The organism is Faecalibacterium sp. Marseille-Q4164, from assembly GCF_017377545.1.
GTDB classification, from domain to species: domain Bacteria; phylum Bacillota; class Clostridia; order Oscillospirales; family Ruminococcaceae; genus Faecalibacterium; species Faecalibacterium duncaniae.
The window spans coordinates 21604-46348 of the sequence record NZ_JAFREJ010000004.1 but is presented as its reverse complement, the minus strand read 5'-3'; the positions used below and the strand labels follow the sequence as shown (position 1 = coordinate 46348).

Annotated in this window: 23 protein-coding genes and 1 tRNA gene; 10 read left to right on the top strand and 14 right to left on the bottom strand. The window is 58.5% G+C overall.

Going from position 1 to position 24745, the window contains the following annotated elements; all coding sequences use genetic code 11:
- Nucleotides 1-126 precede the first annotated feature (126 nt).
- From J3352_RS06265 to J3352_RS06250, 4 genes are all read right to left on the bottom strand, one after another.
- Nucleotides 127-2019 carry a heavy metal translocating P-type ATPase gene (locus tag J3352_RS06265; protein WP_156066315.1) on the bottom strand — a complete coding sequence of 631 codons (1893 nt, stop codon included), beginning with the start codon at nt 2017-2019 and terminating at the stop codon, nt 127-129.
- A gap of 323 nt (nt 2020-2342) precedes the next feature.
- Nucleotides 2343-2564, bottom strand: a complete 222-nt coding sequence (locus J3352_RS06260) for a cation transporter (RefSeq protein WP_117505659.1) — start codon at nt 2562-2564, stop codon at nt 2343-2345.
- Nucleotides 2565-2643: 79 nt separating this feature from the next.
- Nucleotides 2644-2985: a metalloregulator ArsR/SmtB family transcription factor gene (locus J3352_RS06255; protein ID WP_005928738.1), complete on the bottom strand. Its 342-nt coding sequence runs from the start codon at nt 2983-2985 to the stop codon at nt 2644-2646.
- Between the two features lie 232 nt (nt 2986-3217).
- Nucleotides 3218-3973, bottom strand: coding sequence for a TIGR02206 family membrane protein (locus J3352_RS06250; RefSeq protein ID WP_099357262.1), 756 nt, complete (start codon nt 3971-3973; stop codon nt 3218-3220).
- 165 nt (nt 3974-4138) lie between these two features.
- Between J3352_RS06250 and J3352_RS06245 the strand changes: the two genes are divergently transcribed.
- Nucleotides 4139-4525 carry a thioesterase family protein gene (locus J3352_RS06245; protein ID WP_005928748.1) on the top strand — a complete coding sequence of 129 codons (387 nt, stop codon included), beginning with the start codon at nt 4139-4141 and terminating at the stop codon, nt 4523-4525.
- A 13-nt stretch (nt 4526-4538) separates the two neighbouring features.
- On the opposite strand, the gene J3352_RS06240 is transcribed toward J3352_RS06245, so the two are convergent.
- Entirely contained in the window at nt 4539-4802 is a 264-nt protein-coding gene (locus J3352_RS06240) for a hypothetical protein (RefSeq protein ID WP_143406085.1), read from the bottom strand.
- 14 nt (nt 4803-4816) lie between these two features.
- On the opposite strand from J3352_RS06240, the gene J3352_RS06235 reads away from it, so the two are divergent.
- Nucleotides 4817-6481 carry a Na+/H+ antiporter NhaC family protein gene (locus J3352_RS06235; protein ID WP_156066313.1) on the top strand — a complete coding sequence of 555 codons (1665 nt, stop codon included), beginning with the start codon at nt 4817-4819 and terminating at the stop codon, nt 6479-6481.
- 40 nt (nt 6482-6521) lie between these two features.
- Nucleotides 6522-7001: a MarR family winged helix-turn-helix transcriptional regulator gene (locus tag J3352_RS06230; RefSeq protein ID WP_005928757.1), complete on the top strand. Its 480-nt coding sequence runs from the start codon at nt 6522-6524 to the stop codon at nt 6999-7001.
- Nucleotides 7002-7307: 306 nt separating this feature from the next.
- Here J3352_RS06230 and J3352_RS06225 read toward each other — a convergent pair whose 3' ends face one another.
- Nucleotides 7308-7502, bottom strand: coding sequence for a hypothetical protein (locus J3352_RS06225; protein WP_156066311.1), 195 nt, complete (start codon nt 7500-7502; stop codon nt 7308-7310).
- A 211-nt stretch (nt 7503-7713) separates the two neighbouring features.
- Between J3352_RS06225 and J3352_RS06220 the strand changes: the two genes are divergently transcribed.
- The 3 genes from J3352_RS06220 to J3352_RS06210 all read left to right on the top strand — a co-directional run bounded on the left by J3352_RS06220 (nt 7714) and on the right by J3352_RS06210 (nt 9604).
- A complete protein-coding gene (locus J3352_RS06220) occupies nt 7714-8382 on the top strand; it encodes an alpha/beta hydrolase (protein ID WP_156066465.1) in 669 nt (222 codons plus the stop codon).
- Nucleotides 8379-8816 (top strand): DUF188 domain-containing protein, encoded by a 438-nt coding sequence (locus J3352_RS06215; RefSeq protein WP_156066309.1) that lies wholly within the window; start codon nt 8379-8381, stop codon nt 8814-8816. The genes J3352_RS06220 and J3352_RS06215 overlap by 4 nt, the downstream gene beginning before the upstream one ends.
- 185 nt (nt 8817-9001) lie before the next feature.
- Nucleotides 9002-9604: a histidine phosphatase family protein gene (locus J3352_RS06210; RefSeq protein WP_156066307.1), complete on the top strand. Its 603-nt coding sequence runs from the start codon at nt 9002-9004 to the stop codon at nt 9602-9604.
- A gap of 15 nt (nt 9605-9619) precedes the next feature.
- Here J3352_RS06210 and J3352_RS06205 read toward each other — a convergent pair.
- A tRNA-Ser gene (locus J3352_RS06205) sits at nt 9620-9710 on the bottom strand.
- Between the two features lie 381 nt (nt 9711-10091).
- Here J3352_RS06205 and J3352_RS06200 point away from each other — a divergent pair.
- A complete protein-coding gene (locus J3352_RS06200) occupies nt 10092-12329 on the top strand; it encodes a glycoside hydrolase family 2 protein (protein ID WP_097773041.1) in 2238 nt (745 codons plus the stop codon).
- A 203-nt stretch (nt 12330-12532) separates the two neighbouring features.
- Here J3352_RS06200 and J3352_RS06195 read toward each other — a convergent pair whose 3' ends face one another.
- The 5 genes from J3352_RS06195 to J3352_RS06175 all read right to left on the bottom strand — a co-directional run bounded on the left by J3352_RS06195 (nt 12533) and on the right by J3352_RS06175 (nt 17390).
- The gene (locus J3352_RS06195; RefSeq protein WP_156066305.1) at nt 12533-12736 is read right to left on the bottom strand and encodes a hypothetical protein; all 204 of its coding nucleotides are present in this window, start codon (nt 12734-12736) and stop codon (nt 12533-12535) included.
- 43 nt (nt 12737-12779) lie between these two features.
- The gene (locus J3352_RS06190; RefSeq protein WP_005928832.1) at nt 12780-13076 is read right to left on the bottom strand and encodes a TM2 domain-containing protein; all 297 of its coding nucleotides are present in this window, start codon (nt 13074-13076) and stop codon (nt 12780-12782) included.
- A gap of 115 nt (nt 13077-13191) precedes the next feature.
- Nucleotides 13192-14709, bottom strand: coding sequence for an MFS transporter (locus J3352_RS06185; RefSeq protein ID WP_156066303.1), 1518 nt, complete (start codon nt 14707-14709; stop codon nt 13192-13194).
- Between the two features lie 364 nt (nt 14710-15073).
- Complete coding sequence (locus J3352_RS06180) at nt 15074-15625, bottom strand: TM2 domain-containing protein (protein ID WP_181967553.1); 552 nt, start codon at nt 15623-15625, stop codon at nt 15074-15076.
- Between the two features lie 136 nt (nt 15626-15761).
- The gene (locus J3352_RS06175; protein ID WP_156066301.1) at nt 15762-17390 is read right to left on the bottom strand and encodes an MFS transporter; all 1629 of its coding nucleotides are present in this window, start codon (nt 17388-17390) and stop codon (nt 15762-15764) included.
- A gap of 429 nt (nt 17391-17819) precedes the next feature.
- On the opposite strand from J3352_RS06175, the gene J3352_RS06170 reads away from it, so the two are divergent.
- The 3 genes from J3352_RS06170 to J3352_RS06160 all read left to right on the top strand — a co-directional run bounded on the left by J3352_RS06170 (nt 17820) and on the right by J3352_RS06160 (nt 22406).
- A complete protein-coding gene (locus J3352_RS06170; RefSeq protein ID WP_156066299.1) occupies nt 17820-20063 on the top strand; it encodes a glycoside hydrolase family 3 N-terminal domain-containing protein in 2244 nt (747 codons plus the stop codon).
- Between the two features lie 44 nt (nt 20064-20107).
- A complete protein-coding gene (locus J3352_RS06165; RefSeq protein ID WP_005928849.1) occupies nt 20108-21484 on the top strand; it encodes an MATE family efflux transporter in 1377 nt (458 codons plus the stop codon).
- Nucleotides 21485-21551: 67 nt separating this feature from the next.
- The gene (locus J3352_RS06160) at nt 21552-22406 is read left to right on the top strand and encodes an SDR family oxidoreductase (protein ID WP_005928852.1); all 855 of its coding nucleotides are present in this window, start codon (nt 21552-21554) and stop codon (nt 22404-22406) included.
- A gap of 93 nt (nt 22407-22499) precedes the next feature.
- Here J3352_RS06160 and argF read toward each other — a convergent pair whose 3' ends face one another.
- Nucleotides 22500-23414: an ornithine carbamoyltransferase gene (argF, locus tag J3352_RS06155; RefSeq protein WP_005928855.1), complete on the bottom strand. Its 915-nt coding sequence runs from the start codon at nt 23412-23414 to the stop codon at nt 22500-22502.
- A complete protein-coding gene (locus J3352_RS06150; RefSeq protein ID WP_035393208.1) occupies nt 23411-24616 on the bottom strand; it encodes an acetylornithine/succinylornithine family transaminase in 1206 nt (401 codons plus the stop codon). The genes argF and J3352_RS06150 overlap by 4 nt, the downstream gene beginning before the upstream one ends.
- Between the last annotated feature and the right edge of the window lie 129 nt (nt 24617-24745).

The following is a 24745-nucleotide window of genomic DNA, read 5'->3' as shown; positions in this document are numbered from 1 at the left end:
GGAAAAACGTCCGGCGGCGGGAGTCACTGTGTCCTATTGTACCATCACTCCGGGCAGAATGCAATTCACCGGCAGCGAAAAGCCCCCGCCGGGGCATCAGCACTCAGGCGGGGGCAGAAAGCACGGTCACTGCGCGTTCTTTTTTGCAAGATCTTTGGTGTACAGGGCACGGGTGGCGTTCAGCACAGCCAGCACCATCACGCCCACATCGGCGAAGATGGCGGTCCACATGCTGGCCAGACCCAGCGCGCCCAGCACCAGGCAGGCAAACTTGATCGCCAGAGCAAACACGATGTTCTGATACACGATGCGCAGGGTGCGGCGGGCAATGCGCATGGCCAGTGCGATCTTGGCCGGGTCATCGTCCATCAGGACAACGTCAGCGGCCTCGATGGCAGCATCGGAGCCCAGAGCACCCATGGCGATGCCCACATCGGCACGGGACAAAACCGGGGCATCGTTGATGCCGTCGCCCACAAAAGCGAGGTTTTCTTTGGGCTGCTTTGCGGCGAGGAGCGTTTCGATCTGGTCCACCTTGTCGCCGGGCAGCAGGCCTGCATGGTATTCATCCAGCCCCAGCTCGGCGGAAACGGCCTTTGCCACAGGCTCCGCGTCGCCGGTCAGCATGACCGTCTTGCGGACACCGGCCTGTTTCAGGCCCTTGATGGCAGCGGCACTGTGGGGTTTGACCACATCGGCGATGAGCAGATAGCCTGCGTATCTGCCCTCCATGGCAACATGGACGATGGTACCCGGCTCAGTGATCTCGGGAACCGTCAGGCCCAGCTTTGCCATCAGGCGGGCGTTGCCGGCAGCGACGGTTTTGCCGTCCACCTTTGCGGTCACGCCGTGGCCGCCCAGCTCCTGCACATCGGTCACACGGCTGGGGTCGATGTCCTTACCGTAAGCGTTCTTGATGCTCAGGGAGATGGGATGCTTGGACCAGCTCTCGGCCAGAGCGGCGGCTTCCACAAGGGCATCCCCGGTCACGCCGTTTTCGGGGTGGATGCCCACCACCTTGAAGGTGCCCTGGGTCAGGGTGCCGGTCTTATCAAACACCACGATGCCGGTGCGGGCCAGCTCCTCCAGATAGGTGGAGCCCTTGACCAGGATGCCGCAGGCGGACGCGCCGCCGATGCCGCCGAAGAAGCTCAGCGGGATGGAGATGACCAGAGCGCAGGGGCAGCTGATGACCAGGAAGGTCAGGGCGCGGTAGACCCAGTCACCGAAGCGGGCGGGCTGGCCCATCAGCAGCAGAACGATGGGGGGAACAAAGGCCAGCGCCAGTGCGCCGTAGCAGACGGCGGGGGTGTAGACCCGGGCAAAGCGGGTGATGAAGTTCTCGGCGCGGGCCTTCTTCATGCTGGAATTTTCCACGAGGTCGAGGATCTTGGAAACGGTAGACTCGCCGAACTCCTTGGTGGTCCGCACCTTCAGCAGGCCGGTCATGTTCACACAGCCGCTGATGACCTCATCGCCGGAGCGGACATCCCGGGGCAGGCTCTCGCCGGTCAGGGCGGCAGTGTTCAGGGCAGAAGTTCCCTCCACGATGATGCCATCAATGGGCACCCGCTCGCCGGGCTGGACCACGATCACGGTGCCTACCTCCACATCATCGGGGTCCACCTGCTCCAGTTTGCCGTCCTCGTCCTCAACGTTGGCGTAATCGGGGCGGATATCCATCAGGCTGGAAATGCTCTGGCGGCTCTTGCCCACGGCCACGCTCTGGAACAGCTCGCCGATCTGGTAGAAGATGATAACGGCACAGCCCTCCACATAATCGCCCAGCGCAAACGCGCCCACGGTGGCAACAGCCATCAGGAAGCACTCGTCAAAGGGCTGGCGGTTCTTGATGCCCAGCAGTGCCTTGCGGAGCACATCCCAGCCGACCACCAGATAGGGGATGCAGTAGAGCAGCAGCTCCACCGGCGTGGGGAACTGGGGCAGCAATTTGAGGATGAGCACCAGCACCAGAGCAGCAATGATCCGGTACAGGTTCTTCTTCTGCTTTTTATTCATATCTGTACTCTCCTTTTTTCTGGGTTCTGGGCCGCAATGCGCTGCGGCGGGCGGGGTGGATTCAACAGGTTTTCCCCACGGGATAGACTTTTCCACGTTTTCCCCTGAGTTTTCCACGGACTTTTCCCGGAGAAAACCTGCTTTTTCGCGTTTCTTTTTGCACTTTTTCGCAGAGGCTGTTGAAAACCCGGTGGAAACTGTTGAAAACCCGTTTTCTTTTCCACAGTTTTCCGCACCGGCTTTTGGTCCGTTCTGCCCGAAAAATGCGTCACAAAAAGCTCCCCCGCAGGGGAGCCGTACCGGAGTTACAAACCCCTGTTTCCTCAGATATCAAAGATCTCGCAGTCGTCCTCGACCTTTTTGCAGGCAGCCAGAACGTTCACCATGGTATCGTGGGGGTCTGCACCCTCAGCAAACTCGACCTTCATCTTCTGGGTCATAAAGCTGACGGTAGCCTGTGCCACACCTGCAACGGTGTTGGCGGCATCCTCCATCTTCTGGGCGCAGTTTGCGCAGTCAACTTCGATCTTGTAGGTCTTCTTCATCATAGGTACCTCTCTTTATTTTATGTGGACCTCTCAGGCACGCCTTGTGCGCCCGGAGGCTTTGTACTGCGTTTTCCGTTTACTCCTCAATGTGGTCCATGCCCATCGACAGGATGCTTCTCACATGGTCATCATCCAGTGCATAGTAAACGGTTTTGCCATCCCGGCGGAAGCGCACGAGCTTGGTGTCCTTAAGCACCCGGAGCTGGTGGCTTACTGCCGACTGGCTCAGCTGCACCGCATTGGCAATGTCCTGCACGCAGAGCTCATTGTCATGCAGCGCATATAAGATCTTGATGCGGGTGGAGTCGCCGAACACCCGGAACAGGTCGGCCAGCTCATACAGCACCTCGTCATCCGGCATCACCACCGGTTCCGTGTTTTCCTGCCCCGCCGGGGTCATCTGCTCCAATCCGATCATGTCCGTTCTCCTTTTGCCGCGTTTTACATGAACGTCTGTTCATGTGTTCATGTTATCATGCAGAAGAGCTTCTGTCAAGGGGTTTTTCAAAGATTTCTGTCCACTTTTCAAAATAGTTAAAACAAACCGCAAAACGCAAGAAATTTGCAGTTTTAATTTGCAAGCAGCAGGCGTTTTGGGCAAACAAAAAGCCGCCCTGCCCGGTGGGGACAAGGCAGCTTGCAGAAAGCACTTATTTTCTCTTTTTGTGCCGGGCATCCGCTACCACCCACGGCAGATACATCAGACACAGCGCCACCGCAATGGCGGGCAGAAAGCCCAGAATATAGTATTTTTCACCCAGCAGGCGGGTAAACGCACTGGTGATGACATTGCCGTAGGGATTGTTCAGAAAGTAGAAATTGGTATTCAGTGGTTTATTCAAGAAGTAAATAGGCAGGGCAGAGCCAAACAAAAAAGCCAGCACTTGCGGGGCACGGCGGGCGCTGGGGCGGTAGCCTCTCACCACAAGCAGAACCGGGTAGAGCACCAGCAGGGCATGGATGCTGATCGAGTGCAGATTGATGAGCGTCCACCAGGAGGGCACGTCCAGCCAGCTGGGGCAGAGCAGAGCCAGCGCCGCACCGGGGATGCAGAGGGCATAGAGTTCCTCCTTGCACCAGTTCTGATCGGTGAGGGTATTGTACAGACAGACGAACACATTGATGCTGCACAGATGGAGAGGCAGATAGCTCCAGTTCCACTGACCGGTCAGAGCCATGCCCAGCAGCAGGGCAGCTTCATCGGCCAGCAGGGCAATGGTAACGCCCACGAGGATGCGCCGCCGGGCAGAGGCCGAGCTGCGGCGGTACCACAGGGCCATCCCCACAATGAACACCAACGAGAGGGCAAGCTCGATCAAATGGATTTTACCGTACAGCGGGTAACACCGGAAGTTCGGGCCAAGCTCCGCATGGGTGATATCGTAGGATTTCCAGAAGTCGTTCATGTTTTTTTCCATCCCTTTCGGGCCAATGATACCGCAAATTGCGCCAAACAGAAAGAGATTTGCAGAAAAAAACGCCCAAACAGGTGCATCTGTGCCAAAAGTGTGGTATTCTAACAATGTATTTCAAAATTTTCGCCTTCGGGCATCTGGAAAGGATGTATTTTTATGTTGGAAGCTGGAATCCGCGGCGAGCAGAGTGTCGCCGTTACTTCCGAGAACACTGCAAAGACCATGGGCAGCGGCACGCTGGACGTGTTTGCCACCCCCGCGCTGGTGGCACTGGCCGAAAAAACCTGCTGGATGAGCGTTGCCGCCGCGCTGGACGAGGGCTGCGGCACCGTGGGCACCCGGCTGGAGCTGGAGCACAGCGCCCCCACCCCTGTGGGCATGACCGTGACCTGCGAGAGCGAGCTGACCGCTGTGGAGGGCCGCAAGCTGGTGTTCAAGGTCTCCCTGCACGACGAGAAAGGCCCCGTGGGCGGCGGCGTGCACGAGCGGTTCATCATCAACAACGCCAAGTTTGCTGCAAAGGCAGAGAGCAAAAAGGGGTAACGGCCTCGCCCTCTCAGTCAGCGCCGTTGGCGCTGCCAGCTCCCCCAAAGGGGGAGCCTTTGGCATTGTGGGCAGGCTGGCCGTGCATATACAGCGGCTCTCTGTCCTCTTCCATCACCTGCGCTTCCGCCTTTTGCTGGGCGGCGGTCAGCAGGCGGATGGCCTGTTCGTTGGCGCGGAACAGCTCAAAATACAGCGCTTTATAATCCGGCGTGGCGGCGGCCCCCTTTCCGTTTGCAATAGGGATAGTCTGCCCCGGGCCGGGACAAAAAATCAAGTGAGGAATCATTTATGAAAAAGACAAATCTCTCCTGGGTGGGGGCACTGCTGGTGTTTGCCCTGCTGCTGTGGTGCACCGCAGCCACCCCCGGCACCATTGCCGACCCGGCCAGCTACGCCCCCGCGGTGTACAGCTCCATGCTTTCCCTGCTGCCGCCGGTGGTGGCCATTGTGCTGGCCCTGAACACCAAGGAGGTCTACACCTCCCTGCTGGTGGGCATTGCCACCGGCGCGCTGCTCTTTGCCAACGGCAACCTGGAGCTGGCGGTCACCACCCTGTTCTTCAACGAGGACGGCGGCATGGTCGCCAAGCTCTCTGACAGCAGCAACGTGGGCATTCTGGTCTTTCTGGTGATGCTGGGCATTCTGGTGGCCCTGATGAACAAGGCCGGCGGCAGCGCCGCCTTTGGCCGCTGGGCCTCCACCCACATCCACACCCGGGCCGGGGCACAGTTTGCCACCCTGATTCTGGGCGTGCTCATTTTTGTGGACGACTACTTCAACTGCCTGACCGTGGGCTCCGTGATGCGCCCCGTGACCGACCGGCAGAAGGTCTCCCGCGCAAAGCTGGCCTACCTCATTGATTCCACCGCCGCCCCGGTGTGCATCATTGCGCCGGTGTCCAGCTGGGCCGCCGCCGTTACCTCCAGCGTGCCCGAAGGCTCCGGCATCAACGGCTTTACCATGTTCCTGCGCACCATTCCCTACAACTATTACGCCCTGCTGACCATTGTGATGAGCCTGTTCCTCATCTTCACGGGCACGGACTACTGCTCCATGAAGCAGCACGAGGACAACGCCCGGGCCGGTGACCTTTTCACCACGGCCGACCGCCCCTACGGCGACGATTTGGATACCGAGGACGATGCCCACGGCCATGTCATTGATCTGGTGGCCCCGGTGCTGGTGCTGATCGCGGCCTGCATCCTTGGCCTGATCTACACCGGCGGCTTCTTTGAGGGCGTGGACTTCATCACCGCCTTCTCCGACTGCAACGCCTCCGCCGGTCTGGTGCTGGGCAGCAGCATTGCCCTGATGTTCACCTTTGTGTTCTACCGTGTCCGCAGCGTGATGACGTTCCAGGATTTTGCCGCCTGCATCCCCGAGGGCTTCAAGGCCATGGTCAGCCCCATGCTGATCCTGACCCTGGCCTGGACGCTTTCCGGCATGACCAACCTGCTGGGTGCAAAATATTACGTTGCCAACCTGCTGGGCGGCTCCGCTGCCGCCCTGCAGTACCTGCTGCCGGTCATCATCTTCCTGGTGGCGGTGTTCCTGGCCTTTGCCACCGGCACCTCCTGGGGCACCTTCTCCATCCTGATCCCCATTGTCTGCCACGCTTTCCCGCAGGGCGAGATGCTGGTGGTCTCCATTGCGGCCTGCCTGTCCGGCGCTGTGTGCGGCGACCACTGCTCTCCCATTTCCGACACCACCATCATGGCCTCTGCCGGTGCGCATTGCAGCCATGTGAACCATGTTTCCACCCAGCTGCCCTACGCCATTACCGCCGCATCCTGTTCCGCCGCGTGCTATGTGATCACCGGCCTGACCCAGATGTTCCTGGGCAGCAGCGCCAGCCTGTGGACCTCGCTGATCCTGCTGGGCGTTGCCATTGTGCTGGAGCTGGTGGTGCTGAACATTCTGCGCGTAAAGCTGGGCAAAAAGGCCAAAGCGTGATATACTAAAGGAAATTGAGTGTTCGAAGGGAGACCGTACCATGCTGGAAAAAGCATTCAACGATGTCTATACCAAGTTCAAGCTCCATTTCTACCAGAACGTGTTCCAGCGCTTTGCCACCCGTGAGGCGACCCTGACCACGGTGGAATCCTTTTGCATGGAGGGCATTATGGCCATGGGGGAGCCCACCATTGCGGAGTTTTCCCGGATGATGCAGATCTCCACCCCCAACGCGGCGTATAAGATCGGCTCGCTGGTGCGCAAGGGCTATGTGGAAAAGATCCAGTCCACCACCGACCGCCGGGAGTATCACCTGCGGCCCACCCAGAAGTATATCGACTACTACAACATCAGCTACTCCTACCTGAGCACGGTGGTCCAGCGGGTGAACAAGCGCTTCCCCAAAGAGGACGTGAAGAAGCTGGAACAGATGCTGACCATCATCAGCAACGAGCTGATGCCCGAGCTGAACCTGGAAAACAACCCGGAGGCTCCGGAGGAAAAGAAAACCGCGCGCTGAGCCGCACCCTTCCGGAAACCCCGGAAGCCCATGCGCCGCCCCGCGCAGCCAGACAGGACTGCCCCACAGAGATGTGGAGCAGCCCTGTTTTTTTCTGCCGGAGCGGGCCATGCGGCCAACAAAAAAGCCCCGGAGGGCTTGCGGGACCCTCCGGGGCGAGGCAGCGGCGTGCGGGCCCGCTGCCTCAGGGAATAGCGATCAACAGGAGATTCTGGGAAGTAACTTTTTGGGGGAATCGTTCAGGAATGTGATGCATGGCCCAAAGGGTCAGCAGGGCGTTTGCCCGGGGCCTTTGGGGGTTGGGGTTCAGTGCTGGGACTTGTAGAACATGGCCTTGCGCTTGCGCTCCATCCAATATCCCGCTGCAGACAGCACCATGCCTGCGCCCAGCATCAGGTCTGCCAGCCAGCCGCTGGTGCCGGTCTGGATCAGCTTGGCATCCTGCACCACGGTGCCCACCGCACAGTCTCTTTGAACCTGTTCCCGCTGCCTCTGTTTCATCCTGCATCCCCCGTCTTTTGTGCCGTTCCCCGGTGGTTTTTCTCCATTATATCACATCCGCGCTGTAATTTGCCAGAGAGCAGAGGGGAATGTACCTCTGTGCCGCTTGCGTCTGCTCTGAAAACCGTTTGAATTGCAAAATGACTTTTCAGTTGCTATACTGGGCTTATCAAATTTTTTTCAGGAGGATGCCGCAGTGACCACACAGACAATGCAAATCGGGAACAGACCTTGCCGCATTTACGGCGAAGCCAATGCAGAATACTTGCTGCTCCAAATGACAGGTGAGCATGAGCTGCAAAGTATGGATTATGAAGTGGCGGCCATTGCACAAAGCAGCCAGAATTTTTTGTTTGCGGCTATCCCGGTGGAAAGCTGGAACGATGCGCTTTCTCCGTGGAAAGCCCCTGCCGTGTGGGGAAAGCAAGGCTTCGGCGGCAAAGCCGGGGACACCCTGCGCTTTCTGACGGAGCAGGTCATTCCCACACTGGAGCAGCAGTATCCTCTCCCGGAAAACATAAAAATCATTCTGGGCGGCTACTCGCTGGCGGGATTGTTTGCGCTGTGGGCATCCACCCAGACCGATTTGTTCTACGGTGTCGCCGCCACTTCTCCCTCTGTGTGGTTTTCGAGCTGGATGGAGTTTGAACAGCAGTGCCCAATACAGGCACAGCACGTTTATCTAAGCCTTGGCGACAAGGAAGAGCGCACGAAAAACACCATCATGGCTGCGGTAGGGGATAATATCCGCACGCTGCACAGTCGGCTTACAGAGCGTGGCGCAGACTGCACCCTTGAATGGAACAGCGGCGGGCATTTCAAAGACGCTGACCTGCGCACGGCGAAAGCATTTCGCTGGGTGATGGAGGAAAGCCGATGAATATTTTGATCGATGCAGACGGCTGCCCGGTCGTCGATCTGACGTTGCAGATTGCAAAGCGGTTCGGCATCTCGGTCATCATCCTGTGCGACACCTCTCACCAAATCGAGCGAGAAGGTGCGCAGACGTTGGTATTCGATAAAGGTTCTGACAGCGTGGACTTTGCGCTGGTGAACCGGGTAAAACCGGGGGATGTGGTCGTAACACAGGACTACGGGCTGGCAAGTATGTGCCTTGCCAAGTGCGCACGAGTGCTGAACCAGAACGGTCTGGAATACACCGCCGACAACATAGACGCTCTCATGTTGCGGCGTTATGAAAACAAAAAGCTCCTCCGTGCCGGAAAGCACCCCAAGGGGAGCGCAAAGCGGACGAAGGAGCAGGATGTCAGGTTTGCGGATACGCTTGAGAAGATCTTGAACTGCAACCATTGATACATACTATTGGAAGTCTGGAGAAATCCAGTCTTCTTTTTTCATGAGAAAATTGTAACATTTTTTGCAATTTTGTTGCGTTTTGAGGGGGAGTGAATCGGCCCCGTCGTTCTTTCGGCTCGTTTTCTTGCATCTGCTTTCCCGAATCTGCTATACTGAAGTCACTTTTTTAATCGGAGGCTTTCATGACAACCCTTCTTCTCCTGCGCCATTCCATCCCGGAGCGCGGCGGTTCCAGCCCCGACCCCGGCCTTTCTGCCGAAGGTCTTCAGCGGGCCGCCGCAGTCTTTCAAAATGACGCTTTCCGCACGGTCTCGCTCGTCTGGTCGTCCCCTTCGCTGCGTGCGCTCCAGACCGCACAGCTGCTGGGGCTTCCCGTCCGGCAGGACACCCGCCTTGCCGAGCGCCGCACCGGCGACACGACCGGGCAGGACGCTTCGTTCTGGAAACGCCAATACGAAGACCCAGACTTCAAAAATCCGGACGGCGAGTCCTTCCGTGAGGTCAGCGCCCGGATGGCAGACTGCATCCACGAACTGCTGGATTCGCTCCCGGAGGGGCAGAACGCCCTTGTCGTCTCCCACGCCACCGCTATTTGCAGCTACTTGCAGCGCTTTTGCACCGTTGAGGTGACCGACGCTGCACAGAAGCTCCGCCGGATTATATTTCAGGGCGAAGTTCTGTTGGATGGGCGCTTTTGGGAGGCTGATGGATTTGTGCTGCACATCGAAAATCGCCGCCCTGTTCTCATCCGCACCATCTTTGCCGCAAAAAAGGCACCAGCCTAAGCCGGTGCCTTTTATTGGCGGAGATGGTGGGATTCGAACCCACGTGCCCGGTTAAGGACAAAACGATTTCGAGTCGTTCTCGTTACGACCACTTCGATACATCTCCATATTCATAGCTATATAATTATAGCAAAAAGCCGCCGTTCCGTCAACACTTTCTGCCGGAGGAGCCCACAGCGCCAAAGAGGCCTTCTGGTCAGGGATGAGCGGAAGCCGCTGCCGCCCTCTGCGGAGAGGTACAACCTCCTTTTCCTCTCTGCTTCAGGGCATCTTTTTCATGCTGTGCTGTCATTTCCAAGGGCAAGATTGTAAAATCATGGAATCATCGTCTGAATTTTCACAAAATATTACTATTTTGCCAAAAGATTGTACAAACCCTCCCCCCCTCTGTTGTGCTATACTGAAATCAACAACCGGCCTGTTTCCGGCATTTCTTCTGCCATGCAGGCCGCCGAAACAAAGAAGAAAATCAGAAGGAGCAGTATCGATGAGAGAGATCATTTCCTTGAACGAAAACTGGACCCTGTCCTTCCCCAAGGGCGAGCGTCCCACCGAGCAGGTCACCCTGCCCCACACCTGGAATGCTGTGGACGGCATGGACGGCAACGGCAGCTATCTGCGCACCACCGGTGTCTACACCCGCACCTTTACCCAGCCCAAGCAGCCTCTGGCTGGCGGCCGCACCTACGTTGAGGTGCTGGCAGCTGCTCTGGCCGCAACCGTGAAGGTCAACGGCCAGGTGGCAACCACCCACGAGGGCGGCTTCTCCATCTTCCGTGCCGATGTCACCGACCTGTGCCACGAAGGCGACAACGAGCTGACCATCGAGGTCTCTAACGAGGACACCCCCTCCATGTACCCCGCTTCCGCCGACTTCACCTTCTACGGCGGCCTGTACCGCGGCGTGAACCTGATCAGCGTGCCCGGCACCCACTTTGACCTGGACTACTTCGGCGGCCCCGGCATCAAGGTCACCCCCAAGCCCACCGAGGACGGCGGTGCCACCTTTGAGATCGAGAGCTGGGTCACCAACGGCGAAGAGGCCTATACCGTGATGTACAGCATCGAGGACTGCTACGGCAACGAAGTTGCTTCCGGCGTGCGCCCCTGCGACAGCACCAAGGTCACCCTGTACGTTCCCGATGCCCAGCTGTGGAGCATGGACGAGCCCAACCTGTACACCGTGACCGCCCGCCTGCAGAAGAACAACGAGACCTTTGATGAGATCTACGCCAACGTGGGTGTCCGCAGCTATACTGTGACCCCGAACGACGGCTTCTCTATCAACGGCGTGCCCACCCCGCTGCGCGGCGTGGCTCGCCATCAGGATCGTCTGTACAAGGGCAACGCCCTGACCGCTGAGGATCACTACGAGGATGCCATGCTCATCAAGGAGCTGGGTGCCAACACCATCCGTCTGGCCCACTATCAGCACAGCCAGGACTTCTACGACGCATGTGACGAGCTGGGCTTCGCCGTCTGGGCTGAGATCCCCTTCATCAGCGTCTTTAAGAAGGACCCCTCCGCTCACCAGAACTGCCGTCACCAGATGACCGAACTGATCATCCAGAACTACAACCACCCCTCCATCATGTTCTGGGGCCTGTCCAACGAGATCCTGATCGGCGGCATCTGCCAGGAGCTGGTGGACAACCACCACGACCTGCAGAAGCTGGTGCGTGAGCTGGATCCCACCCGTCTCACCACCATTGCCCACGTCTCCAACACCCCTGTTGACGGCCCCATGCATCACATTACCGATGTAGAGAGCTACAACCACTACTTCGGCTGGTACGGCGGCAAGATGGAGCAGAACGGCCCCTGGCTGGACAAGTTCCACGCCGAGCACCCCGACATCTGCATCGGCATCTCCGAGTACGGCACCGAGGGCATCATCAACTGGCACAGCAACGATCCCCAGTGCAAGGACTACACCGAGGAGTATCAGGCACTGTACCACGAGCATCTGGCTCAGGTGTTCGAGGATCGTCCCTGGGTGTGGGCTACCCACTGCTGGAACATGTTCGACTTTGGCTGTGCTGCCCGCAACGAGGGCGGCGTTGCAGGCCGCAACAACAAGGGCCTGATGACCATTGACCGCAAGACCAAGAAGGACAGCTACTTTGTCTACCAGGCATACTGGTCCAAGCAGCCCATGGTCCACATCGCTGGCCGCCGCCATGCACAGCGCGCAGGCGAGACCACCGAGATCAAGGTCTACTCCAACCAGGACACCGTTGTGCTGTACGTCAACGGCAAGGAAGTCGGCCAGCAGACCGCGCACCGCGTGTTCAAGTTCAACGTTGCTCTGGAAGAGGGCTTCAACACCATCCTGGCCGTTGCCGGTGACGTGAAGGATTCCATCACGCTGGAAAAGGTCGAGAAGGAGCCTGATTGCTACACTCTGCCTGAGTTCAACGAGCGTCAGGAGGGCGTTGCCAACTGGTTCAAGCAGGTCGGCAGCCTGGATCTGAAGGCTCCGATGGAGTTCCCCGAGGGCTATTACAGCATCAAGGACAGCATGGAGGAGCTCTCCAAGAACGAAGAGGCTCTGGCTCTCGCCACCAGGGCTGTCAAGCTGGCCACCAACTTTGACATCAAGCCCGGCGTTGGCATGTGGGATATGATGAAGCGCATGACCCCTGAGGCTATGGCTAAGATGATCAACATGCCCGACGGCTTTATCGAGAGCCTGAACGCACAGCTGATCAAGATCAAGAAGTAAGTACTTCCTGCATCTGAACACCAAAAACGAACGAACCGCCCCGGCACTGCACAAAGCAGCCCTGCCGGGGCGGTTTTCGTTTCCTCATCTCCACACACGCTGGCAAACCAAAAGGGCCCTGCGGCATTTGCTGCAAGGCCCTTTCGGTTATGGGAGATCATGAAATATCAAAGCATCTTTACCATGCTGCCCCAGCCTGCGGCTCAGCGCTTCTTGCTGCGCTTCTTCTTGCGCTGGGCAGAGCGGGCAGGGTTCTGGGTGGGAACAGAATCATTGGAGCGCTTCTGCTCCATCCGATATCTGACGTAATTGGGAATCACGACCGCGATCACGATCAGCAGGATCCAGACCAGGATGCTGGGCTGCTCGTGGTTGGTGTTGAACAGAAACTGCATGACATTATCCATAGGGTGTTTTCCTTTCCGGCCCAGCAGGCCGCCAGAGGGCTTTTTACAGCCAGATGTTGCCGTTCTCGTCCGGTTTCATGGGCACGGCAATGATGAAGTCCACGATGGTCATAGCGGCAGAGAAACCACTCCAGAAGGTTGCCAGATACAGCAGGCCCAGCACCGGGCGCTTGGCATAGAACTGGTGCGCACCAAACGCACCCAGAATGCACAGGCGCATATACTTCTTACGGCTGACACAGTGCTTTTCACGGTGTTCTCTCCAGTATAACAGGTGGTCGATGGTGTTCCAGATGAACCCATGATCCGGGTCCTTTACCCACTGTGTCTTTTCTTCCATTTACGATGTACCTCTTGTTTGAATTTTGTTCCAAAAGCAGAAAACCGCCCGCCGCAAGGGCGAGCGGTTTTCCTATTTGATTTTACAGGTTTCCGCAGAAAATTGCAAGTACCAATTAGGCGTTCTCAGCCATGGCCTTCATCTTGATCTGAGCGACCTCATCCTGGATCTCTTCCATCTTCTCCTTGGTCAGGGGATAGAACTTCATAGCGATCAGGTTGCAGACCAGGCCGATCATGATCATGCCGTATGCGCAGAAGACAACGCCGCCGCGCAGGCCCGGGGTAACAGGGTCACCCATAACGGGGTTGTGGTCGGTGTAGCCGCACATGCTGAACATGACACCGGCGACCATGGGTGCGAAAGAGGAGACCAGCTTATCCACGAAGCTGAACAGGGTGCCCATCAGGCCGGGGACGTACTTGCCGGTACGGTAGACTTCGTAGTCGGCGCAGTCAGCGGTCATGGGGATAACGATGTTGCCGGAAATGCCCTGGAAACCAGCGGCGATGATGGTCAGAACGAGGTACAGGATCAGGAAGTAGCCCCAGTTCAGAGCACCGGTAGCGGGGTTAGAGGTCATGGTGGTGGGATCGCCCAGCAGCCACAGGGCTGCCAGAGCGCCGTTGATGACCAGACCACCCACAGAGCCGATCAGCATGGCCTTGCGCTGACCCAGTCTGGTAGCAAAGAAGCTGATGAACAGGAAGCACACGATGGTGCTGGGGATGGTGACCAGACCGGTAACGTTACTCTGCAGCAGGTTGGAACCGGCGATGCAGGCGAACATGGCGACCATGACGGCGCTGGACTTTGCAGAGGAGCCCAGTTTATCGGTAGATGCGGACAGGACCAGCATCTGAATGGCGCGGTTGTTCTTCAGGGTATCCCAGTAATCCTTCAGGCCGACCTTGACAGGTTTGCCGGTGCCGAAGAACTCAGGACGATCCTTGGGGGTGATGGAGATCACAGCGATCACGGTGAAGCAGGCGGACATGATAGCGGTCATCAGCCACAGGGTGTGCATGAACTGGGTGGAAGCGTAGCCGCCCACATCGGTGTAGCCATCAGCAATACGAGGGATGATGATGCCCAGAATGGCGAACAGCAGGGTGTTGAACACGCCGTCGAAGGAAGCGAACATGGGGCGCTGCTTGGGGTCATTGGTCATGCAGCTCTGTGCAGACTTGGTAACAACACACTGGCAGGTGTAGCCCAGGTAGTAGACCATCAGAACGACCACATAGAAGGGGAAGCGCACGCCCTGAGGCAGCTTGTGGGTGACATGGAAAGCGATGTAGCTGGTCACGCACAGGATGATCTGACCGATCACGATGAACGGGCGGTTCTTGCCGAACTTGCCGTTGGTCTTATCGACCATGAAGCCGACGAACGGGTCAGTGACACCGTCCCAGATACGCATCATCATGGTCAGGGAAGAAGCGACCATCATGCCAACGCCGACCCAGCCCATCAGGTAGTAGGTAGCGTAGTTCATCATCATCAGATAAACGTTGGTTGCGGTGTTGTTCAGCGCGTAGCCTGCGATACGCCACAGGGGAACGCGGTGGATGCCGTTGTGCTCATAGTCCTTATCATAGAACTTATCCGGCAGACTTCTGGTTTTTGCCATTTCATTCTCTCCTTTGTTCACACAGGAACATTCTCCGTTTTCTCCATGGGGCTTACAGCTGCCACTGCGTACCAGCCCGTCCGGAACTTTATGTCTATATTATGAACGCTTTTTGATATATCTGTTAGTAATATTTTAAGGTGAAACAGGTCAATTTTACGATTATGAGAAAAGTTTCACTAATGTGAAAAATTCTATTGTGCTTATTGCACAATCAATTGATATACTAGTATAGCACAACGCCAGTTAGCTGCCACTATGCTCTGCGCCGGAGAACGGGCCTGCAAACGCCAGAAAGGGCCCACGGCAAATGCCGCAGGCCCTTTCTGGCGCTAGGAGGTAAATGAATGAATAGAGGAAGATGTCAGATCAGGATGTCGCCGTTCTCATCGGCCTGCATGGGCAGTGCAATGAGAAGGTCGGTCACGCAGAGGAAGAAGGGCACCACGCTCCAGAAGAACAGGGTGTAGAAGGCCGCCAGCGCATACCGCTTTTCATAGTAGCGGTGGCCGCCGCACCAGCCCAGAAACAGGCAGAGCAGAAGGTACTTCTTTTTGTTCACCTTGTGCCTTACGCGGTTCTTTTTCCAATCGTGATACTTACCAATGAGGCCCGGGCTCTTCTCCTTTTCAAGATCGATGCCGGCTTCCAGCTTGGCATCCTGCAGCGCCAGCTCCGCCTTGATAAAGTCATCCCGGGTCAGCTCCTCGCCGGTCTCCAGCTTGTGGAACACATCGTCCGTTACCTGCTGGCGGCTGCCGGTGCCGTAATAACCGGTGCTCCAATCGTCCTTTTCCTCGTCGTAGTGCTCCACATCGCCCAGCAGCTCGCCGGTGGTGGGGGCCTTTTCCGGGGCCTCAGCGGAGGGGGCCGGGGTGATCTCAGGGGTCTGGTTCAGCTTGTTTTCTTCTGCCATAGTGGTATTCCTTCCGGGTCTCAGGGTATCAGAAAGTCCTGCGGCAGAGGATGGCCCGCCGCAGGACATTTCCGGTTACGATGCAGGACAGCGGCGCTGTCCCGGATTCAAAATTTCCGCAGGGAGATGGTTGGCATTAAGCCTGCTTTGCAGCAGCCTCAGCCTTGATGCGGCCGATCTCAGCCTGGATCTCTTCCATCTTCTCCTTGGTCAGGGGATAGAAGTGCATGGCAACAACGTTGCACAGCCAGCCAACGATGGGCAGCAGGACAAAGCAGCCGATGGTTGCCCAGAAGATGCCGTCAGAGTACGGAGTCAGGGTGTCGGGCAGAGCGTCCTTGAAGCCGGCCATGGAGTAGAACAGGGCCACCAGAGTGGTTGCCAGAGAAGAGACCAGCTTATCCACAAAGCTGAACAGGGTACCCATCAGGCCGGGGACGTACTTGCCGGTACGGTAGACTTCGTAGTCGGCGCAGTCAGCGGTCATGGTGATAACGATGGAGGAGGACAGAGCCTGCACACCACGCCATGCGATGATCAGCAGGATGAAGATCAGGCCGGTAGCAGTCCAGCCGTTGAACAGGGTGCCCCAGGTGTCGGGACGGATGATACGGAATTCAGGCAGCGCAAACTTGGAAGCATCGCCCTTGGGGTTCACAAAGACCAGGAACAGGGTGATGATGATAGAACCGATAATGCCGCCATAGGTACCGGTCATCATGGATGCCTTCTGGCCCATCTGACGTGCGATCTTGTTCATCAGCAGGATGGAGATCAGAGCGATGGGGATAGAGGTGATCTGAGAGTAGCTGGAGAATGCGGCATAGTTGCCGAAGATGATGCCGAACAGGCAGATCATAACAGTGGAGTTGCTCATGGTGGACATGAACAGCTTATCCGTAGATGCGGAGACCACCAGCATCTGGATGGCGCGGTTGTGAGCCAGGGTGTCAACGTAATCCTTCACGCCGACCTTCTGGGCGGTGCCCAGACCGAAGTACTTGGAGTTATCCTTACGCCACAGAGCAATGATGGCGCAGACTGCAAACACTGCAGACAGGCCGCCGAACATCAGCTGCATGGTGGTGAACAGGCCGGGGTTGTAGAAAGCGGACAGGCTGCCGCCGGACTTCTCCACGATGCCTGCCAGAGCGGGGTTCTGTGCCACCAGAGAAGCGATCTCTGCAGCGTTGTTCTCAGCAGTCAGGGTGAACTTGGGAACCAGGCTGTCGGTAACGATGACAGGGATGACAATGTTCATCAGGATGATGTTGTACACGGTATCGCACATTGCGAAGATGGGGCGCTGCTTGGGATCGTTGGTCAGGCAGGTCTGAGCAGACTTGGTGACAACGCACTGGCAGGTGTAGCCCAGGATGTAGATCATGTAGATGATGATGAACGCAACAAAGCGGACACCAGTGCCCATCTTGGGGATGAAGTTGAACATCACGAAGGTGGTGACGAACATGATGATCTGACCGATGACAATGAACGGACGGTTTTTGCCGAACTTGCCGTTGGTCTTATCGACCATCATACCAACGAACGGGTCGGTGACACCGTCCCAGATACGCATGATGGTAACAATGGAACCGGCCAGCACGGATGCCAGACCGACGATACCGATCAGGAAGTAGCTGATGTAACCGACCACCATCATGTAGGTGTTGGTGGAGGTGTTGTTCAGAGCGTACATCATGATCTCCCACATTTTCGCTCTGTGGATGCCGTTTTCTTCAAGCGGCTGTTTGACCTTTGCCATAGAGAAGCTCTCCTTTCAATTCTGCGGCCGGTGTGCTGCCACTCACTCCGGCCTTTCATTCGGTCCCCCGTGGGCTGCGGCTGCCACATCGCGAACCGGGGGATTTTTATGTATACATTATGAACTATCCCTCAAATTTCTGTTAGTAAAATTTTGTGGGAAAACAGGACAATTTTACTCTCCTTGGGCGAAATCAACAGTTTTAAAAAACAGCGTTCGTCATTTTGCACATGATTGTAAGATGCTAGTACAGCACATTCCACAAAAAAGACTTGTATTCCAACCGCGCGCAAAAAAAGAATACAAGGAAAGTGCGGAAATATCCAAAAAATTTTCTAGTTGTTCCGCGCGGCGGCCTATTATAATAGGTATAGCATCTGCGGCTCTGTGGCATGGGCCGCTGCGTTCAAAAGAAAAGGAGAAAACACTATGGCAGTGAAAGCATCCGAGCGTGTAAAGCGCTACCAGAACCCCAACGGCCCCACCATCAGCACCGTGGAGCGCAAGGTCATCGAGCAGGACGGCCTGTATTTCAAGGACATCGACGGCACCGGCACCGTCAGCGCAGTCAACGACTGGCGCTTGACCCCGGCTGAGCGCGCCGAGGCCTATGTCAAGGTTCTGACCACCAGCGAGAAGATCGGCCAGATCTTCACCTCCGACTGGCGCATGGGCCCCAAGTATCCTTCCCCCCGTCTGGCAGCCAACGGCCACAAGCCCGTGGCGGACGAAAGCGGCCTGCTGGACGAGGCACCCGTGAACGTCTCCGACAGCATCTTCGGCTCCCAGTCCCTGCCCAGCACCTCTGACATGGTCAAGAAGAGCTTCAACCGCCACGTCATCCTGCGCGAGAGCCCCACGCCCGAGGATCTGGCAGATTACCTGAACCAGCTGCAGTACCTGACCGAGACCTGTGATCACTTTGTTCCCATGCAGGTCATGTCCAACAGCCGCAACGAGAACGGTGAGGTCGTGTTCGGCATGAACGATGCCACCGGCGTGTTTGCCACCTATCCCGGCACCCTGGGCATTGCTGCTGCCGTCAAGGGCACCGCACGCATCGACATCATCGACAAGTTTGCTGATACCATCCGCCGCGAGTGGAACGCCTGCGGCCTGAAGAAGGGCTACATGTACATGGCCGACTGCGTCACCGACCCCCGTTGGCAGCGCACCTTCGGCACCTTTGGCGAGGACCCCGAGCTCATTGAGGAGATCTTCGACCACCTGATCCCCGGCATCCAGGGCGGCAGCAACGGCGTTACCCCCGAGGGTGTTTCCATGACCGTGAAGCACTTCCCCGGCGGCGGTGCCCGTGAGAACGGCTTTGACCCCCACTATGCGGCAGGCCAGTGGAATATCTACGCCACCCCCGGCTCCCTGCAGAAGTACCACATCCCGGCATTCCGTGCAGCCATCCGCCACAATGCCGAGTCCATCATGCCCTACTACTCCAAGCCCAGCGCTGAGAAGAGCGCTCCGCAGGAGGACTTCAACGGCAACCCCATCGAGCTCCAGCCCTACGGCTTTGCCTACAACAAGGTGTTCATCGACGGCCTGCTGCGCGGCCAGATGGGCTTCAAAGGCTACATCAACTCCGACACCGGCATCGTCCACAACATGTGCTGGGGCGTTGACATGCTGGACGAGCCCGAGCGCATCGGCTATGCAGTCACCCAGAGCGGCGTGGACCTGATCTCCGGCCTGCTGGACAACGAGCTGGGCGAGGAGAGCTACGCCCGCGGCACCAACGACTACTACGACACTCACGCGGTGCCCGCCGGCTTCAAGAAGGAAGATCTGGTGCTGACCGATGCCAGCCTGAACCGCGCTGTCAGCCGCACCCTGACCGAGCTGTTCCGTCAGGGCATGTTCGAGGACACCTACGCCGACCCCAGGAAGGCCGCCGAGGTCGTTGCCACCAAGGCCGACTGGGAGGAAGCTTCCCGCGTGCACCGCGAGTCCGTTGTCCTGCTGAAGAACGACGTCACCCTGCCCCTGAAGGACGGCACCAAGGTCTACGCTGAGGCCTTTGGCAAGAGCGCCGAGGCCGGTGAGGCCGCCACCAAGGCCCTGCGCGAGATGCTGGGCAATGTCACTCTGGTGGACACTCCCGATGAGGCCCAGGTGGCCCTGCTGATGGTCAGCCCCCAGTCCGGTGCATACTTCAACGCCACCCCGGGCTACCTGGAGCTGGACATCTGCGAGGACAAGACTGTCTGCAACGTGGACGAGAGCGGCAAGCCCACCACCGAGACCCACAAGGAGACCACTCTGGTGGGCGCAAACCGTCTGGCCGGTATCGCTGCTGCGGTCCACGCCCACGGCGGCAAGGTCGTTTCCAACATCAACTGCCCGCTGGCCTGGGAGGTCGGCAATGTGGAGAAGGTCTCCGACGCTCTGACCGTCGGCTTTGACACCTACCCCTCCGCAACGCTGGATGTGATGTTCGGCCGCTTTGCTCCCGTTGGCAAGCTGCCCCTGACCCTGCCCAAGGGCGACGAGGTGCTGGCTGTGAACGCGGACGGTGTCTGCATCAGCCCCAACGACGTGCCCGGCTTTGCAAAGGATGCCTACATGCCCGACAGCATGAAGGACAAGAACGGCAAGGCTTACGCCTACCGTGATGCCGCAGGCAACTACTACGAGATGAACTTCGGCCTGACGTTCTGAGGGCAGCCCTCTCCGTCTCGCTCAAACCAAAGGAGACACTTTCCATGGCACAAACGCAGAAAAAACAGCAGGATATGGGCACGGGTGACGTGAAAAAGCTCCTGCTCCAGCTGATGATCCCCGCCGTTGTGGCGCAGGTGGTCAACCTGCTGTACAACATCGTGGACCGCATCTACATCGGCCACATCTCGGGGATCGGCGCAGCGGCTCTGACCGGCGTGGGCCTGTTTACCCCCATCCTGATGCTCCTGAACGCCTTTGCCATGCTCATCGGCTCCGGCGGTGCGCCCCGCACCGCCATCGCCATGGGCCAGGGCGACAAGAAGCAGGCAGAAAAGATCGTCAGCAACAGCTTTACCATGCTGCTGCTCTTCTCGGTCGTCCTGACCATCGTCTTCTACGCCGCCGCACCCACCCTGCTGCGGCTGTTTGGTGCCAGTGACACCACCCTGCCCTACGCCCTGACTTACAGCCGCATCTACATTCTGGGCACCATCTGCGTGCTGATCGTGCTTGGCATGAACACCTTCATCACCGCGCAGGGCTTTGCCAAGATCAGTATGCTGACCACCGTCATCGGCGCGGTCATCAACATTGTGCTGGACCCCATCCTCATCTTTGGGCTGGGCATGGGCGTAAAGGGTGCTGCCATTGCCACCGTGCTGAGCCAGGCAGTGGGTGCCATCTGGGTCATCCGCTTCCTCACCGGCCCCAAGACCATCCTCAAGATCCGCAAAGAGGACATGAAGCTGGAAGGGAAGATCATCATGCCCGTGCTGGCACTGGGCATTTCCACCTTCGTCATGCTCTCCACCGAGAGCCTGCTGTCCATCAGCTTCAGCTCCAGCCTGGCCCGCTACGGCGGTGACGTGGCCGTGGGTGCCATGACCGTGATCACCAGCGCCTCCCAGCTGTGCACCATGCCCATCTCGGGCATCTGCCAGGGCGGCCAGCCGGTGATGAGCTTCAACTTCGGCGCAGGCAAGAAAGACCGCGTCAAGCAGGCATTCCGCTTCCAGCTGACCCTCTGCCTGAGCTACACCACCATCTTCTGGCTGCTGATGATGCTGGTTCCCGGTGCAGTGGCTGGCATCTTCACCTCGGATGCCTCCCTGATCGATTACACCACCTGGGCCATGCGCATCTACATGGCGGGCATCTTCTCCACCGGTGTCCAGATCGCCTGCCAGCAGAGCTTTATGGCGCTGGGTCAGGCCAAGGTCAGCCTGCTGCTGGCCTGCCTGCGCAAGCTCATCCTGCTCATCCCCCTCATCTTCATCCTGCCCCATGTGGTCGCGAACCCTGTGTTCGGCGTGTTCCTTGCCGAGCCCGTCAGTGACATCATCGCCGCTACCGTGACCGCCACCACCTTCTTCCTCCAGTTCAATAAGATCCTGGACAAGGGCGCTGGCAGGGTCTGATGCCTTGTCCGCCTGAAAATAATCATCCGTATCACCACAACCATCTGATCAAAAAAGGAGTATCCTCGTGGAAAAGAATGTTCTGAACACCGACCTGTCCGGCAAGGTTGCCGTGGTCACCGGTGCCAGCGGCACCCTTTGTTCCATTTTCGCCAAGGCTCTGGCCCGGGCAGGAGCCAAAGTGGCTCTGCTGGGCCGCAACATGGAGAAGCTGAAGGAGCTGGCCAATGCGATCGAGGCAGAAGGCGGCGTTGCCAAGGGCTACACCTGCAACGTTATGAACAAGGCCAACTGCCTGCAGGTGGCAGAGGAGGTGATGGCGGATCTGGGTCCCTGCGACATTCTGGTGAACGGTGCCGGCGGCAACAACCCCCGGGCCAACACCGACAAGGAATTCTTCGAGATGGCGGATCTGGACGATGACACCGTGACCTTCTTCGATCTGGACGAGAGCGGCGTGGAGATGGTGTTCAACCTGAACTTCATCGGCACCCTGCTGCCCACGCAGGCCTTTGCCCGGCAGATGGTGGGCCGCCCCGGCTGCAACATCATGAACATCTCCAGCATGAACGCCTACCTGCCCCTGACCAAGATCCCGGCCTACTCCGGCTCCAAGGCTGCCGTCACCAACTTCACCCAGTGGCTGGCAGTGCACTTCAGCAAGGTGGGCATCCGGGTCAACGCCATTGCCCCGGGCTTCTTTGCCAGCGAGCAGAACGCACGGCTCCTCTACAACGAGGACGGCACCCCCACCGCCCGCACCGAAAAGATCCTGGCTGCCACCCCCATGGGCCGCTTCGGCGACAGCGAAAAGGATCTGGTGGGTGCCCTGCTGTTCCTGCTGAACAACGAGGCTGCCGGCTTCATCACCGGCATCTGCCTGCCCATTGACGGCGGCTTCTCCGCCTACTCTGGTGTCTGATGAGGGCCCCGGCCTGAGCTGCAGACCCTGAGAGAAACAATAAGAGCCCCGGAGCTGCAGTTTCCATGCAGCTCCGGGGCTCTTTCTCGTTTTTTACAGACCGGCCAGCAGGATGGCCAGCACGGCTTTCTGCACATGGAGACGGTTCTCGGCCTCGTCAAAGATCTCGTCGGCGTGCTCTTCAAAGACAGCGGTGGAGATCTCCTCGCCCCGGTGCGCAGGCAGGCAGTGGAGGAGCATGGCATCGGGCTTTGCGCCCTCCATCAGCCTGCTGGTCACCTGAAAGCCCGCGAAGTCCCGCAGACGGCGCTCACTTTCGGGGGTGCCGGGGGCCGTGTTCCATGCGGCGGTCACCACCACATCGGCATCCTTCACACCCTCGGCGGGGTCGGTGAGCAGGTGGAACTTTTCGCCATACTTGTGGGCGAACATCAGCACGTCGGCGGCAGGGCGGTAGCCCTCGGGGCAGACACAGGTCACACGCATCCCTGCCAGCAGGCCGCCCACGATAAGGCTGTTTGCCATGCTGCAGCCATCCCCGATGAAGCAGAGCTTCTGGCCCTCCAGCGTGCCCCGGCGCTCCCGGATGGTCATCAGGTCGGCCAGCACCTGGCAGGGATGGGCGTAGTCGGTCAGGCCGTTGATCACGGGCACACCGGCCAGCTCGGCAAACTCTTCCAGATCGCACTGGCGGTAGGTGCGCCAGACCACGCAGTCGTAGTAGCGGCCCAGCACCCGGGCGGTGTCCTTGAGGGGCTCGCCCCGGCCGGACTGCAGCTCGGTGGCGGCGTTCATGTAATTGCCCAGACCGCCCAGCTGGTAGACACCCACCTCAAAGCTGGTGCGGGTGCGGGTGGAATTTTTGGAGAACATCAGCGCCACGCTCCTACCCTTGAGCAGCGCCGGGGTCGTCCCGGCCTTCTGCTCTGCCTTGAGCTCCTCCGCCACATCAAGGATGTGGTGGAGCTCAGCGGGGGAGAGGTCGCTCATTTTCAGCAGATGTTTCATGCCTGCTCCTTTGGAGCCTTCTGCTCCATCTCGGTCAGCACCTCGTTCAGGATGCCCAGAGCCTTTTCCACATCGTGGGCGGTCAGGGTCAGCGGGGGCAGCAGACGCAGGCGGCTCTTGGCCGTGAGCACCAGCAGGCCCTTTTCGCGGCAGGCAGCCAGCACGTCCGCGGCCTGGATGCCGCCAAAGAACTCGATGCCCACCATCAGGCCAATGCCGGAAAGGTTCTTGACCATGGGCAGCTTGGCCAGACCAGCACGCAGCTGGACGGCCCGCTCACTGACATTGGCCAGGAAGCTCTGATCCATCCGATCCACCACCACATTGGCACCGGCGCAGACCACCGGGTTGCCGCCAAAGGTGGATCCGTGGCTGCCGGGGCCCATGCCCTCGGCGGTCTTTTCGTTCAGCAGAACGGCACCGATGGGCAGGCCGCCGCCCAGGCCCTTGGCCAGCGTGACGATATCGGGCTTGAGGTTGTAGTGCTCACAGCACAGGAAGGTGCCGGTGCGGCCCACGCCGGTCTGCACCTCGTCCACGATGAGGACAAGGTCCTTTTCATCACAGAGGGCGCGCACAGCCTGCACATACTCAGGGTCCAGCGCCATCACGCCGCCCTCGCCCTGGATCAGCTCCAGCATAATGGCGCAGGTATGGCGGTCCACCAGTTCCCGGAGGCCTTCGATGTCACCGGCGGTGGTATAGACAAAACCCTCGTTGAAGGGGCCGAAGTAGTTGTGGAACACCTCCTGACCGGTGGCGGTCAGGGTGGCAATGGTGCGGCCATGGAAGCTGTTGACCAGCGTGATCACAACATCGCGGCCCTTGCCGTAGTGATCAAAGCTGTACTTGCGGGCAGCCTTGATGGCACCCTCGTTGGCCTCGGCACCGGAATTTCCAAAGAACACCTTGTTCATGCCGGTGCGCTTGCACAGCTTTTTGGCCAGCTTGCCGCAGGGGGCAGTATAGTAAAGGTTGGAGGTGTGCTGCAGCTTGTGGGCCTGCTCGGAGACAGCCTCGGCCCAGGTCAGGTCGCAGTAGCCCAGGCTGTTCACGCCGATGCCGCTGGTGAAATCCAGATACTTCTGGCCCTCGGGGCCCTCGGCATACAGGCCGTGGCCCTTTTCCAGTGCAATGGGGTTGCGGTTATAGGTGTGCAGGACATATTCGTTGTCCCGCTTGATGACTTTTTCGGAATCCATAGATATACCCTCCTTGGTTAGCGTCCTCGCCCTCTCAGTCTCGCATTCGCTCGCCAGCCCAGGTTGTGGCTCCCAGCAGCTGCTTCGTGCAATTGCACTCGCACCTTGCTGGCCACTGCCCCAACAACT